Annotated in this window: 11 protein-coding genes; 9 read left to right on the top strand and 2 right to left on the bottom strand. The window is 63.1% G+C overall.

Annotated elements, in window-relative coordinates:
* The first annotated feature begins 15 nt into the window (after nucleotides 1-15).
* The gene (locus tag ACZ0BA_RS04130; protein WP_463450066.1) at nucleotides 16-561 is read left to right on the top strand and encodes a M23 family metallopeptidase; all 546 of its coding nucleotides are present in this window, start codon (nucleotides 16-18) and stop codon (nucleotides 559-561) included.
* A gap of 68 nt (nucleotides 562-629) precedes the next feature.
* Here ACZ0BA_RS04130 and ACZ0BA_RS04135 read toward each other — a convergent pair whose 3' ends face one another.
* The gene (locus ACZ0BA_RS04135; RefSeq protein WP_463450067.1) at nucleotides 630-1,136 is read right to left on the bottom strand and encodes a MarR family winged helix-turn-helix transcriptional regulator; all 507 of its coding nucleotides are present in this window, start codon (nucleotides 1,134-1,136) and stop codon (nucleotides 630-632) included.
* A gap of 22 nt (nucleotides 1,137-1,158) precedes the next feature.
* Here ACZ0BA_RS04135 and ACZ0BA_RS04140 point away from each other — a divergent pair, with 22 nt between their 5' ends.
* Nucleotides 1,159-1,881 (top strand): siderophore-interacting protein, encoded by a 723-nt coding sequence (locus tag ACZ0BA_RS04140; protein ID WP_463450068.1) that lies wholly within the window; start codon nucleotides 1,159-1,161, stop codon nucleotides 1,879-1,881.
* 15 nt (nucleotides 1,882-1,896) lie between these two features.
* Here ACZ0BA_RS04140 and ACZ0BA_RS04145 read toward each other — a convergent pair whose 3' ends face one another.
* Entirely contained in the window at nucleotides 1,897-2,559 is a 663-nt protein-coding gene (locus ACZ0BA_RS04145) for a DUF3313 domain-containing protein (protein WP_463450069.1), read from the bottom strand.
* A gap of 171 nt (nucleotides 2,560-2,730) precedes the next feature.
* On the opposite strand from ACZ0BA_RS04145, the gene ACZ0BA_RS04150 reads away from it, so the two are divergent.
* From ACZ0BA_RS04150 to ACZ0BA_RS04180, 7 genes are all read left to right on the top strand, one after another.
* Nucleotides 2,731-3,348 (top strand): TetR/AcrR family transcriptional regulator, encoded by a 618-nt coding sequence (locus tag ACZ0BA_RS04150; protein WP_463450070.1) that lies wholly within the window; start codon nucleotides 2,731-2,733, stop codon nucleotides 3,346-3,348.
* 109 nt (nucleotides 3,349-3,457) lie between these two features.
* Nucleotides 3,458-3,703 carry a hypothetical protein gene (locus ACZ0BA_RS04155; protein WP_463450071.1) on the top strand — a complete coding sequence of 82 codons (246 nt, stop codon included), beginning with the start codon at nucleotides 3,458-3,460 and terminating at the stop codon, nucleotides 3,701-3,703.
* A 349-nt stretch (nucleotides 3,704-4,052) separates the two neighbouring features.
* On the top strand, nucleotides 4,053-4,559 hold the full coding sequence (locus ACZ0BA_RS04160; RefSeq protein WP_463450072.1) for a gluconokinase: 507 nt from the start codon (nucleotides 4,053-4,055) through the stop codon (nucleotides 4,557-4,559).
* 114 nt (nucleotides 4,560-4,673) lie between these two features.
* Nucleotides 4,674-7,706 (top strand): TonB-dependent receptor plug domain-containing protein, encoded by a 3,033-nt coding sequence (locus ACZ0BA_RS04165; RefSeq protein WP_463450073.1) that lies wholly within the window; start codon nucleotides 4,674-4,676, stop codon nucleotides 7,704-7,706.
* 15 nt (nucleotides 7,707-7,721) lie between these two features.
* A complete protein-coding gene (locus tag ACZ0BA_RS04170) occupies nucleotides 7,722-9,086 on the top strand; it encodes a gluconate:H+ symporter (RefSeq protein ID WP_463450074.1) in 1,365 nt (454 codons plus the stop codon).
* Between the two features lie 11 nt (nucleotides 9,087-9,097).
* On the top strand, nucleotides 9,098-12,145 hold the full coding sequence (locus ACZ0BA_RS04175; protein ID WP_463450075.1) for a glycosyl hydrolase family 28-related protein: 3,048 nt from the start codon (nucleotides 9,098-9,100) through the stop codon (nucleotides 12,143-12,145).
* Nucleotides 12,135-13,037, top strand: a complete 903-nt coding sequence (locus ACZ0BA_RS04180) for an alpha/beta hydrolase (RefSeq protein WP_463450076.1) — start codon at nucleotides 12,135-12,137, stop codon at nucleotides 13,035-13,037. The genes ACZ0BA_RS04175 and ACZ0BA_RS04180 overlap by 11 nt, the downstream gene beginning before the upstream one ends.

A 13,037-nucleotide genomic window follows, 5' to 3' on the forward strand; every position in this document is an offset into this window, starting at 1 on the left:
CATTCCCGAACCGACATGCGAGTTTTTCTGCGCGCTTTCGTGGCCGCCGTCGTCATTATCTTTGGTTACAGCTTGCTGGAGCCGGTCATTGAACGCGCGCTGTATCCGATGCGTCTGGCCGCGATGCCCAAGCCTGAAGCGCTGCCGGTGCCGGTTGAGGGCGTGCGGGCACGTGCACTGCGCGACACCTGGGGTGGGGCGCGCGGGGAAGGTCGCAGGCATGAAGGGATCGACATTTTCGCCAAGCGCGGAACGCCTGTGGTATCGAGTACCGAAGGCCTGATCCTGAAGGTCGGCACCAATCGTCTCGGCGGCTTGGTGGTGTGGGTGATGGGGCCGGGCGGCCAGCGTCATTATTACGCCCATCTGGAGCGTTACGCGAACGTGGAGGCGGGGATGCGCATCGAGGCGGGCAGGGTGCTGGGCTACGTCGGCAACACCGGCAATGCAAAAGGCACGCCGCCGCACCTGCACTACGGCGTGTACGACCTTGGCGGCGCGATTAATCCGTATCCGCTGCTGCGCGCCGAAGCTCTTACGGCTGGGATCGTGTCCGAATGACAGACTTGACCCCGGGGCCGGGGCGTGACTTCCGGCGTTGAGCTCGCTTGTGAGCTAAGCGCTAGGCGCTAATCGGCCCGACGTGCTTCCACGGCTTCACTGCTTTCCAGGTTCGTTCGTACGCGCTGCAATAGCGCCAGTAGCTGCGCGGATTCGTCGTCGCTCATGCCGGTCATCGCCAGATTCGATACCTCCGCGCCCAATGCCTGCATGCCTTGAATCACCGTCAAACCTTCTTCGGTCAGGTGCAGCCGGGCGCTGCGGCGGTCGCTTTCATCCACCTGAGCATCGAGCAATTTCTTGTCGCGCAGACCACGCATCAGGCGCGCCAACTGCGCCTTGTCGCGCCCGGAGTGCGTGACCAGCTCGCTCTGGCTGGCGCCGGGATGCTTGGCGAAAAATCCCAACACCTTGTATTCCATGTGCGTGAGCTCGTGCCCTGTGCCGCGCAGGCTGCGTAGCTGCATCGACCGGTACATGTGCATGAGCGTGTGGATCGCGTCGAAGACGGCTTCGGCCGGACCGCTCCCAAATTGGTTGACAACGTTAACTTGTTTCTGTAGATTGGAGGACATTATCAACTAACTGGTGAATTTCATGAATGATAAACGTATCCAGCGTGTTCGTCACGAACTGAAATCGCGCGAGGTGACTGTCAGCAAGGTGAAACAACTGGCGCAGAATTTCGTTAGCGTAACATTCAAAGGTGAGAGCCTGCATGATTTCGTCTCGATGTCGTTTGACGATCACGTCAAGTTCATCCTGCACGATGCCGCTGGCGAGCGCGTGATGCGCGACTACACGCCGCGCCATGTCGACCGCGAGGCCCGCGAGCTGACCCTGGAATTCGCGCTGCACACCGAAGGTCATATGACCGATTGGGCGCGCAAGGCGCAACCCGGCCAGCAGGCCGTCATCGGCGGTCCGAAGGGCTCGATGATCATCCCGACCGACTACGCGTGGCAAATCCTGGCGGGCGACGCCACCGCCTTGCCGGCCATCCGCCGCCGCCTGGAGGAGCTGCCGGCAAGGGCCGATGTGCTGGTGCTGGTGACCGGCGAGGAAGCGGCCGCGCTGGAATTCGCCAGCGCCGCCCAATTGCGTGTGCAGGTGGTGCCGACACCGGACGACATCGTCGCCGCGTTCCGCGACATGCAGCTGCCCGCAGGCGATGGCTTTGTGTGGTGCGCTGGCGAGGCGCGTATGGCCAAGCAGGTGCGCGATATCCTGTTTGTCGACAAGGGCTTTTCGCGCGAGGCGGCGAGGATTTCCGCGTACTGGAAGCAGGGCGCGTCCGCCCATCACGAGAACCTCGAATAGCCTTGCGCGTCGACGTTACTGCAGCTGGGCGAGCAGGGCATCGGCGCCGTTGCGCACTCCGGCCTTGGAGGCGTCCATCAATCCCAGGCTGGCGCCCAGGTTATACGGACCGGGATACTGCTTGGTGACGTAGGCGTTGAGCAGCTGGTTGGTCGAGGCGTCGTACAGCTCCACCGCGTACATCACCGAGCCGGTGAACGCGCCTTCCTTGCCGCGCACCGCCTGCACCGCGTTATACGGACCTCCGGCCAAGTCGAAGCGCGACGCCGTGCTCAGAAAACGGGTGCTGGACTTGGCCCCCGTCAGCGTCAGCTTCAGACGCAAGGTGTCACGGCCCACATCCCGGGTGAGGTTGAAGCGTCCGCGCAGCTTTGCTTCGAATTCGTTCTGCATGTAGAGCGCCAGCGCCGCCTTGTCGGCCTCCGTCACTTCTTCAAACTGGCTGTCCTGGCCGCGATACACCACCACCGGATCGACAATGATGTTGCGGTAATCGCGCAGGTTGGCCTGCGTCGTGTAGTTATAAGGTATCCGTCCGCTTTGGTCGTTCGGATTCGGACGTAGCTGGCTGGATGAGGCCAAGCCGTTGTAGGCGACAGGCTGGGTACTGGCGCAGCCGGCCAGCGCGAGGCTGACGGCGATTAACAAGGGGACGGTGGAATTGAAGGACATCTGCATGATGGTGCCTTTTTAAAGGGTTTATGATTCAAAAGCGAACCGTTATGTACAGTATTGATGGCTTAGACATGCTGTGTCAAGCGAAAATACGCGGTTTGGCGCTTCGCTGGACCTTCTCACCATTCGAACTTTGCAATAAAATGTACGTTCAGGTTTAGATATGGGATCCTAATGAAGGTACGTACAGAGGCCCGCCGCCAGGCGATCATCGACGCGGCGGCGGAGCTATTCCAGGAGGCCGGCTACGAAGGGGCGTCGATGAACGAGCTGGCCAAGCGCCTGGGCGGCTCGAAGGCGACGCTGTACGGCTATTTCCCCTCGAAAGAGGAGTTGTTCGGCGCCGTGGTGCGGTCGGTCGCCACCGCCCACCTGTTCGACGCCACGCGCGAGCTGCAGACCGACGTGGTCGGGCGCACCGCGCTGGAGATGGCGCTGATTCATTTCGGCGAGCGCATGCTGCACGTGCTGACCAACGATAAAAAGGCGCTGGCGGTGTATCGGATGGTGGTGGCCGAGGCCGGGCGCTCCGATGCGGGGCAGCTATTCCATGACGCCGGGCCGAGCGAATCGACGGCGGTGCTGGCGTCGGTGCTGGAAGCGGCGATGGCGCGCGGCGAGATCCGCCGGGTCGATGCGACGGTGGCGGCCCGCCAGTACACGGCGCTGGTGACGGCCGAGGTGTCGGCGCGGATCTTCCAGCGCGACCCGCCGCCGCTGTCGCTCAAGGAAATCCAGCAGTTGGTGGCGCGGGCGGCCGATTTGTTCTTTGCCGGTATGACGCCACGATGACATGGCGATAGGAAAAAATGATGTGGCAAAAATGCCCAAAGTGAGCAAGCGCACGCACTCAACTGGTGCAACAAGCGCACAATGGCTGTCTTGTTGAAGGAGAACCATCATGTCCAGTAGCCATACCTTTCGTCCCGATCTGGTGTCGTCGGAAATCGTCAGAACCGGCATCGAACTGGCGGATCGGGAAGGGCCGGACAGCGCCACCGCCTATCTGACCGAGCGCGGCGTGCTTGAGCCTGTCATCGCGCGGGTCATCTCCGAGCCGGCGCATCGCCGCAACATGGGGCGCCTGCGCGGCAAGGACGAAAGTCTGCTGGCCGAAGAGGCCTCGCGGTATAAATTTATTCGCTGAGCGGTGGGCGGATCGGCCGTACTGGCTGTTGCGGGTCCGCCACGTTCATGCTGCACCGCCACGGGGCTGCTTTGCAGGGGCCTCTATCGCTTTCGATAGCCACTTGCGTGTTGCGATGCAATATTAATAATCCTTTACAAAATTCTACGTTGCGCTAGAGTTCACTTACCGATGATAACGCTAACTTGGTGCTAGCCGAAACCATCGGATAAATTCCATATTCAGTCGACAGCGCATTCCACAGACGGGGAGCGTAACTCACGGCTTGAATGATAGCGCTACCTTACAGTTGGAGACATGGATGGAGAGTTCCAGCAACCCCCAAGACAGCACCATACGCTGGGTCGTTATGGGAGTGAGCGGTTGCGGCAAGAGCACGGTGGGCCAAGCGCTGGCAAGGGCTGAAGGCGTGGACTTCATCGAGGGCGACAAGTTCCATCCGGCAGCCAACGTCGCCAAGATGTCGGCCGGCCAAGCGCTGACCGACGACGACCGCGCCGACTGGTTGCTGGCATTGCAGGCGAAGGTGGGCGAGGCGCGCAAGTCCGGTGTCGGCCTGGTGCTGTCGTGTTCAGCGCTGAAGCGCCGCTATCGCGACGTGCTGAGGGCGTCCGATCCGGCGCTGCGTTTCGCCCATCTGAGCGGCCCGCGTCAACTGATTGCGGACCGCATGCAGGCGCGGGTCGGGCATTACATGCCGCCGTCGCTGCTGGACAGCCAGTTCAGGGACCTGGAGCCGCTTCAGGCCGACGAGGCCGGAATCACACTCCCCATCACGGCGCCGCCGGCACAACTGGTCGCGCAGATAGTGGCAAGCGAAGGTCGCACTGCGCCTGCGGTCAAGGGACTTAGGTAACAAAAATACGGAGGAAGCACAACGTAGCAAGTGGCAGCAAAAAGCATCACAGCGCAGCGGACCGTCAGCAGTATCGCGCGCAATCAACTACAGACCATAAAAACGGAGACTAACATGACGACCCCTACCCGTAATACCATCATGCGCCTGGCCGTCGCCAGCGCTTGCAGCTGGATCGCGTTATCGGCCCAGGCCCAGGCCCAGGCTCCGGCGCAAACCCCGGCCGGAGCGCAGGCCGAAGCTCAAGCTCAAGCTCCAACCGCGCCAGCTGCCACGCCGCAGGACAGCGCGCCGTTGGCAACCGCTGAAACTCCGGCGGCGGACGCCGCGCCGGTGCAGAACGTGGTCACCGTGTCCGGTTCGCGCATCGCCGCACGCGGTTTCACCCAGCCGACGCCGACGACCACGCTGAGCGCCGACGATCTGGCAAAGGGCGCACAGCCGAACATCTTCAACAGCATCGCCGAACTGCCAGCCCTGCAAGGCAGCACCGGCCGCACAACCAGCACCGGCAGCACCAGTAGCGGCATACAGGGTTTGAGTTCACTGAGCCTGCGCGGCCTAGGCCCGATCCGCACGCTGACCTTGTTGGACGGCCAGCGCGTGGTCGGCGCCAACGTCACCGGCGTGACGGACGTCAGCCAGTTCCCGCAGTTGCTGATCAAGCGTGTCGACGTGGTCACCGGCGGCGCCTCGGCATCGTATGGTTCGGACGCGGTCGGCGGGGTGGTCAACTTCATCACCGATAAGCGCTTCAAAGGCTTCAAGGCCAATGTCCAGGGCGGGCAGACCACCTACCACGACGACAAGAACGGCACCTTGCAGGCCGCGTGGGGCGACTCCTTCATGGACGACCGCCTGCACGTGCAGGTCAGCGGTGAATATGGCCGCCAGAAGGGCATCGACTCGCCGGGCTTCGGCGAAGTCGGTGCCAATGGCCGCACGTGGTACCAGAATCCGGCGTTCCAGATTCGGACGCTGGCGCAGAGCACCGACGGCAAGCCGCAGTACTACTCGGTGCTGCACGCGCAGCAGTACCAGTACGCCAAGTACGGCTTGATCACCAACGGACCGTTGCAGGGCACGGCCTTCGGGGACAACGGCCAGCCGTATAAATTCAACTACGGCTCGAACGGCGTGCCGACCGGCACCGGCTCGGTGACCGGCTGTATCAACCCGCTGTGCATCGGCGGAGACTTGAGCGGCAGCGTCGGCGCCGGCACCAGCCTGGCGATGGACCTGACGCGCCAGGTGGCCTATACGCGCGTCGGCTTCGACATCAATCCCGATCATGAGATCTACATGACGGCCAATTTCGGCAAGGTGAAGTCGGCCTTCTCGCCGAACCCGGGCGCCGCCAAAAACGCCAACCTGACCATCCAGTGCAGCAATCCCTACCTGCCGGCGTCAATCGCCGCCGCGTGCGCGGCCAACAACATCACCAGCTTCCAGTACGGCACCGCCAACGCCATCTTCCCGGAGAATATCAACGTCCACCCGACCCGCCAGATGGAACGCGTAGTGGTGGGCGGCACCGGCAAGTTCCAATTGCTGGGCAAGGAATGGTCGTATGACGCCTACGCCGAACATGGCGCCAACAAGACCGACATCATCGTCAACGACATGACGCTCAACGCGCGCTACAACGCGGCCATCGACGCCGTGCGCGCGCCTGACGGTACGATCGTCTGCCGCAATCCGCTGGCCGCCGGGTCGGGCTGCAAACCACTCAACATCATCGGCAACAACCCGGTCGACGCGGCCACCTGGGCCTACATCGCACCGGAAAACGGTCCGCGTCAGCACACCCGCCAGACGCAGGATGTCGCCAGCGTCAACTTCAGCGGCGAGGCGTTCGAATCGTGGGCCGGTCCGATCGCCGTGGCGACCGGTGCCGAGTATCGCCGCGAACACTACAAGGTCACCGGCGACCCCTATGGCAACGGGATCTTCCCCGATAGCCAGAACAACGCCAGCTATCCGGCCGATCCGCTGCTCAATACCACCGTCGGTAACAACTGGTACGCCGGTAATTATCACAACGCCAGCGGCACCTACAACGTCAAGGAAGCCTACGTCGAGTTGAACGTACCGGTGCTCAAGTCGGCCACCTGGGGCGAGGCCAATATCAACCTGGCCGATCGCCACACCAAGTACAGCACCTCCGGCCACGTCGAGAGCTGGAAGCTGGGCGCCAGCTGGAAGACCGGTATCGACGGCCTGCGCCTGCGCGCGGTGACGTCCAAGGACGTGCGCGCGCCTAACTTGAGCGAGCTGTTTGCGGCACAGGTGGTGACCAACAACGTCGTCGCCTACCAGGGCAATACCATCAGCGTCCAGCAGCGCGCCATCGGGAACACCAACCTGCGTCCGGAGATCGCCCGTAACAATACCGCAGGCATTGTGTTGACACAGCCTACCTGGGCGCCAGGCTTCAGCGCCTCGATCGATTACTTCGATATCAAAGTAAAGGGTGTGATTTCGTCGCTGACGGCGCAGCAGGAAGTCGATCTGTGCGTGGCGGGTAACCAGGAAATCTGTAGCGCGATGGTCCTGAACAGCCCTGTGGCGATCAACAACTACGTGACCGTGCAGGCGTTCAACCTGGCATCGCTGCGCGCCAAGGGTTACGACCTGGAAGGCGCTTATCGCATGAACCTCAAGGGACTGCCAGGCCGCCTGACGCTGCGCGCGCTGGTTACGCGTAATATCAGCTTCCTGACGGATCCTGGCGTGGTTGGCACGATTCCGTCGGAAGGCGCAGGCGCCAACCTGGGCGCGACGCCGAAGTGGAAGGGGCTGGCCTCGCAGTCGTGGGACAACGACAAGTACAGCTTGACGCTTACCGAGCGCTGGATCAGCAAAGGTGTCTACAGCAACGAGTACATCGAATGCCAGACCAATTGCCCGGCATCGACAACGATCCACCCGACCATCTTCGACAACAAGATGAAGGGCGCGTTCTATGTCGATCTGGGTGGCAGCTACAAGTTCGATGACAAGACCACCGCCTATTTCAAGGTCGATAACATCGGCAATGTCGATCCGGCGCCGGCACCGCAAAACAACCTTAGCATCGGCGTTAATCCGCAGCTGTACGATGTCGTGGGTCGCGTGTACCGCGTCGGCGTGCGTTACAACTTCTAACCGCCAAGGCGCTTAATGAACGTTACCAGTCCGCTGGCCGCGCTGTTCGGCGTGACGCCAGCCGTCTGGGGCATGTTGGCCGTCGGTTTGTCCGTCGGCCTGCTGACCCTTTTGATCGCCTGGGGCAAAGTGCAGCCGCTGCTGGCGTTTGTGGTGGCCGCGCTGGCGGCGGCGCTGTTACTCGGCATGCCGCTGGAGAGCATTCCGAAATCGATCGACAAAGGCATCGGCGACCTGCTTGGATCGCTGATCGTCATTGTCTGCCTGGGTGCGGTGTTCGGCAAATTGATCGCCGACAGCGGCGCCGCCCAGCGCATCGCCAGTTATCTGATCGGCGTATTCGGTTCGGAGCGCATGCCGGTGGCGTTGACGCTGACCGGCTTCGTGGCCGGGATTCCGCTGTATTACAACGTCGGCTTCGTGCTGCTGGTGCCGCTGGTGTTCTCGCTGGTGTATCAGAGCGGGCGGCCGGCGGTGGCGCTGGCGATACCGCTGCTGGCCGGGCTGTCGATCGCGCACGGCTTCCTGCCGCCGCATCCGTCGCCAACCGCGCTGGTGGCGCAGTTCCATGCCGATATGGGCCGCACGCTGTTCTACGGATTGATCGTTGCGATACCGACCTTGATCATCGCCGGGCCGATATTCGCGATGACCTTGAAGCGCATCCACAGCGAGCCGGCGCCGATGTTTCGCGCAGGCCTGCTGGAGGAGGCGCAGCTGCCGGGTGTCTTCAACAGCTTCGCCACCGCGCTGCTGCCGGTCTGGCTGCTGGCCGGCGCGACCGCGCTGACCATGGTGCCAACCGACGATGCGGCGCTGAAGGCGTTGATCAACTTCATGGCCAACCCGATGATCGTGATGTTGATCGCGCTGGCCGTGGCGCTGGTGACCTTGGGACTGGCACGCGGCAAAAGCCTGCCGGCGCTGATGTCTGGCGCGCAGGATGCGTTGCGCGACATCGCCCCGATCCTTCTGGTGATCGCCGGGGCGGGCGCACTGAAACAGGTGCTGGTCGATTCCGGCGTCAGCGGGGAACTTGGCCGGCAGCTGGGCGGCCTGCCGGTGCCGCCGTTGGTGCTGGGCTGGCTGGTGGCGACGTTGATCCGTATCTGCCTTGGTTCGGCCACCGTGGCGGGACTGACGGCGGCAGGCATCGTCGCGCCGCTGGTGGAAAGCTCGGGCATCGATCCGAGCCTGATGGTGCTGGCCATCGGCGCCGGCAGTTTGATGTGCAGCCACGTGAACGATTCCGGCTTCTGGATGTTCAAGGAGTACTTCGGCCTGTCGCTGAAGGACACCTTCCGCTCGTGGACGTTGATGGAGACGCTGGTTGGCGTCTTCGGTCTGATTTTCGTGTTGCTCCTATCGATCTTTATCTAAGGACTAAGCAAATGAAATTATCTATAACGCGGTTGCTGATGGCAACCGTGGCGATGCTGGCCGTCCCGTTGGGAGGCGCGCACGCCGCACCATCCGCCCCGGCGTCGGTATCCGTCTACCAGACCATGCCGGACGACGCGCTGGCCGTCAAAGTCCAGGCGACCGGCGACGGCCGCACGGACGATACGGCGGCGATCCAGAAAGCCGTCGACAGCGCCGCCAACAAGGGCGAGGGCGGCGTGGTGTTTCTGCCGTCGGGCCGCTACCGCATCACGCGCAGCATACTGATTCCGCTGGCGGTGCGCGTGTACGGCGTTGGCGCGACACGACCGGTGCTGGTGCTGGGCGAGCGCACGCCAGGCTTCCAGAAAGGCGTCGCCAACATGGTGGTGTTCACCGGCGGCGACCAGTACACGGTCGGCAAGGTGCCGGTGCCCGTGGCAAGTGCCGTGCCGTTCAGCGAGAACGTGCGCGACGCGAATTCTTCGACCTTTTATTCGGCGATGAGCAATGTCGACTTTGAAATCGGCGACGGCAATCCGGCAGCGGCGGCGGTGCGTTTGCGCACGGCGCAGCACTCGAACCTGAGCCACATCGACTTTCATATCGGCTCCGGCCTTGCCGGCATTTACCAGGTCGGCAACGAGGGCTTCAACCTGAAGTTTTACGGTGGACGCTACGGCATTCTGTCGGAGAAGACGTCGCCGGCATGGCAGTTCACGCTGATGGATTCGACCTTCGAAGGTCAGCGTGACGCCGCCATCCGCGAGCACGAAGCCGGCCTGACGATGATCAACGTCTCCATCCGCGATACCAAGGTCGGCATCGAGATCGATCGCGGATACGGCGATTGGCTATGGGGCAAGGATGTGCGCTTCGAGAACGTGTCCAAGGCGGCGGTTATCATCTCGAACGAGGACAACGTCTATACCCAGGTCGGTTTCGACAATGCGGTCGCACGCAATACGCCGGTCTTCGCGCAGTTCCGCGACAGCGGCAAGAAGATCGCCGCTCCCGGTCCAATTTACCGCGTCGGTGAATTCAACTATGGTTTGATGCTGCCGGGTGTGGGCAGCACCGGCAAGTTCGGCACCAATTCCAAAATCTCTCCACTGAGCGCCATGCCGGCCGCGCCCAAGCGCGTGCTGCGCGCGCTGCCGCCGACCAACCAATGGGCCAATGCCCGCGCCCTGGGCGCCAAAGGCGACGGCCAGACCGACGACACGGCGGCGATCCAGAAAGCCATCGACAACAACCGCGTCGTGTACCTGCCGCTGGGCTTTTACATCGTCAACGATACCATCCGCATGAAGCCCGACACGGTGATCGTCGCGCTGCATCCGGGACTGACGCAACTGGTGCTGCCGAACGGCTCTGCGCTATACGCAGGCGTGGACGGACCGAAGGCGCTGCTGGAAAGCGCCAAGGGCGGCGAAGCGATCGTTTCCGGCTTCGGCCTGGCGACCGGCGAAGTCAATCCGCGCGCGGTCGGCTTGCTGTGGAAGGCCGGCGAGCACTCGCTGGTCGACGACATCCGCATCCAGGGCGGCCACGGTACGCGCCTTTACGACGGCGTGCGCCGCGATCCGTATCAAAAGCGCGCCGACTTCGATCCGACCGCGCACTGGGACCGCCAGTATCCGAGCATCTGGGTAACCGACGGTGGTGGCGGCACTTTTGTCTCGGTCTGGTCGCCAAGCACCTTCTCGCAGGCCGGCTTCTATGTCTCCGACACCAAGACGCCGGGCCGTGTTTACGAGCTCTCCGCCGAGCATCACGTGCGCGCCGAGATCGTGCTCGATAACGTGGAAAACTGGGAGTTCCTGGCCCCGCAAACGGAGCAGGAGGTACGTGACGGCATGGACGCGGTGTCGCTGGAGATCCGCAATTCACGCAATATCCTGTTCGCGAACTATCACGCCTATCGCGTCACCCGCTCGATCAAGCCGGCGCTTGCGGCCGTGAAGATGACCAATTCCAGCGATATCCGCTTCCGCAATGTGCACGTCAACGGCGAGAGCGGTTACGCCACCTGCGACGCCAACGGTTGCGACACCTATCTGCGCGCCAGCAAATTCCCGTTCGAGAACGCGCTGGTGGATGTCACGCACAAACTGGAAGTGCGCGAGCGCGAGTTCGCCATGCTCGATATCGTTGCCAAGCCGGTGGCGCCACCGGCAAATCCGATCAAAGTGGAGAAGCTGGAGGAGGGCTTCTACTCGATCGCCGGCGGCGTCGTCGATGCCAAGGGCAAGCTGTATTTCGTCGACCGCCGATTCCAGCGCATCTACAGTTGGTCGAAGGACAAGGGACTGGTGGTGGTGCGCGACGCGCCGCTCGACCCGATCAATCTTGCCATCGACAACAGCGGCGCGCTGATGGTGTTGTCGTCGCACGGCGTCGAGGGAACGGTGTATTCCTTCCATCCGGATCGTCCGGCCGGCGAGGTGACGCTGATCAAACCGACCCCGGTGAAAGCCCACGCCGGCGCGAAGACCGTGGTGCCGGTCAACTTCTGGCAGAACGGTGAATTCCGCGACCAGCTCAATCCCGAGACCTACGAGTTCACCACACTGGCGGAGATGTTCGCGCGCGACGTCGCGCTGCCGAAAAAGCGCGAGTACGTGTCGCCGGACGGCACGCTGGTGCTGCCGGCCTACCGCATGTTCCAGCAGGGGCAGCCCAACCATCTGGGTTGGCGCTTCTCCGATACGCTCGATACCCATGGTCTGGTGTCGGCCGGGCGAAATGGCCGTGTGGTGTTCACCAACGGCTCGGAGAACCGCACCTTCAGCGGTGTGATCGGCGCCGGCGGCGGCATCACCGATCTCAAACTAGTGGCCAATCGCGGCGGCGAGAGCGCGGCCGTCGATGCGGCGGGCAATGTGTATGTGGCCAACGGCCAGATCTTCGTCTACGCACCGGATGGCAAGGAGATCGGCCGCATCGACGTGCCGGAGCGCCCGTTGCAGCTGATCTTCGGCGGCGAGGGAGGACGGACCTTGTTCATCCTGACCCACCGCGCGTTGTACTCGACAGGAGGCTTGAATGGCGCTTAAAAATATCGGACGCGCGCTCTCGGTGCTGTTGCTGGCGGTCTGCGCGCAGGCAGGCGCGCAGCAAACGCACTTGCTGTGGCCGGACGGCGCGCCGGGATCGGAGAAGCGCCATGGCGAGCCGGAGACCGTGCAAAACACATACGTCAGCAATATCCACGATCCATCGCTGACGGTGGTCAAGGCCGACGCGCGCCATGCCAACGGCGCGGCCGTCATCATCGCGCCGGGCGGCGGGCACCGGATGTTGGTGTGGATGAACGAGGGCATGGTGGCGGCGAAGTCGCTGAACCGCGTCGGCGTGACCGCCTTCGTGCTGAAGTACCGGCTGGCGCGCGATCAGGGCTCCACCTACAGCATCGAGAACGACGGCGCGGCCGATTTGCGGCGCGCGGTGCGGTGGGTGAGGGCGCACGCGACGGAATTCGGCGTCGATCCGAACCGGGTGGGTATCATGGGATTCTCGGCCGGTGGAGAGCTGGTGTCGCTGGTGGCGGACAACCCGGCGCCAACGCCGGCGGTTGGCGTGAAGCGTGACGCGGTCGACCAGCAAAGCGGGCGGCCCGACTTCCAAGTGCTGGTATATCCGGGGCCGTTGGGTGTGCCGGCGAAGGCCGCGCAGAATGCGCCGCCGGCTTTCATCGTCGCCGGATCGGCGGATAAATGCTGTGGGCCGCCGGCGGTGGCGCTATATCAGCAGCTGGTGGCGGCCGGCGTGTCGGCGGAACTGCATATGTATGCGGACACCGACCACGCGTTCAACATGGGGCAGCGTTCGGAGCGACTGTCCGATGTCCATTGGCCCGATCGTCTGGCCGATTGGCTCAGCGACAGCGGGTGGCTGGTGCCGCACGGCGGCAAGGCGCCGCAGGGCGTGCCGTCGCCGGCGCAGTAG

This window comes from Duganella sp. AC917, assembly GCF_979258245.1.

Coding starts and splice junctions, on each gene's coding strand:
- ACZ0BA_RS04135 (WP_463450067.1), bottom strand. CDS start 1,136: ATGTCCTCCAATCTACAGAAACAAGTTAACGTTGTCAACCAATTTGGG.
- ACZ0BA_RS04160 (WP_463450072.1), top strand. CDS start 4,053: ATGGGAGTGAGCGGTTGCGGCAAGAGCACGGTGGGCCAAGCGCTGGCA.
- ACZ0BA_RS04145 (WP_463450069.1), bottom strand. CDS start 2,559: ATGCAGATGTCCTTCAATTCCACCGTCCCCTTGTTAATCGCCGTCAGC.
- ACZ0BA_RS04175 (WP_463450075.1), top strand. CDS start 9,098: ATGAAATTATCTATAACGCGGTTGCTGATGGCAACCGTGGCGATGCTG.
- ACZ0BA_RS04170 (WP_463450074.1), top strand. CDS start 7,722: ATGAACGTTACCAGTCCGCTGGCCGCGCTGTTCGGCGTGACGCCAGCC.
- ACZ0BA_RS04155 (WP_463450071.1), top strand. CDS start 3,458: ATGTCCAGTAGCCATACCTTTCGTCCCGATCTGGTGTCGTCGGAAATC.
- ACZ0BA_RS04140 (WP_463450068.1), top strand. CDS start 1,159: ATGAATGATAAACGTATCCAGCGTGTTCGTCACGAACTGAAATCGCGC.
- ACZ0BA_RS04180 (WP_463450076.1), top strand. CDS start 12,135: ATGGCGCTTAAAAATATCGGACGCGCGCTCTCGGTGCTGTTGCTGGCG.
- ACZ0BA_RS04150 (WP_463450070.1), top strand. CDS start 2,731: ATGAAGGTACGTACAGAGGCCCGCCGCCAGGCGATCATCGACGCGGCG.
- ACZ0BA_RS04130 (WP_463450066.1), top strand. CDS start 16: ATGCGAGTTTTTCTGCGCGCTTTCGTGGCCGCCGTCGTCATTATCTTT.
- ACZ0BA_RS04165 (WP_463450073.1), top strand. CDS start 4,674: ATGACGACCCCTACCCGTAATACCATCATGCGCCTGGCCGTCGCCAGC.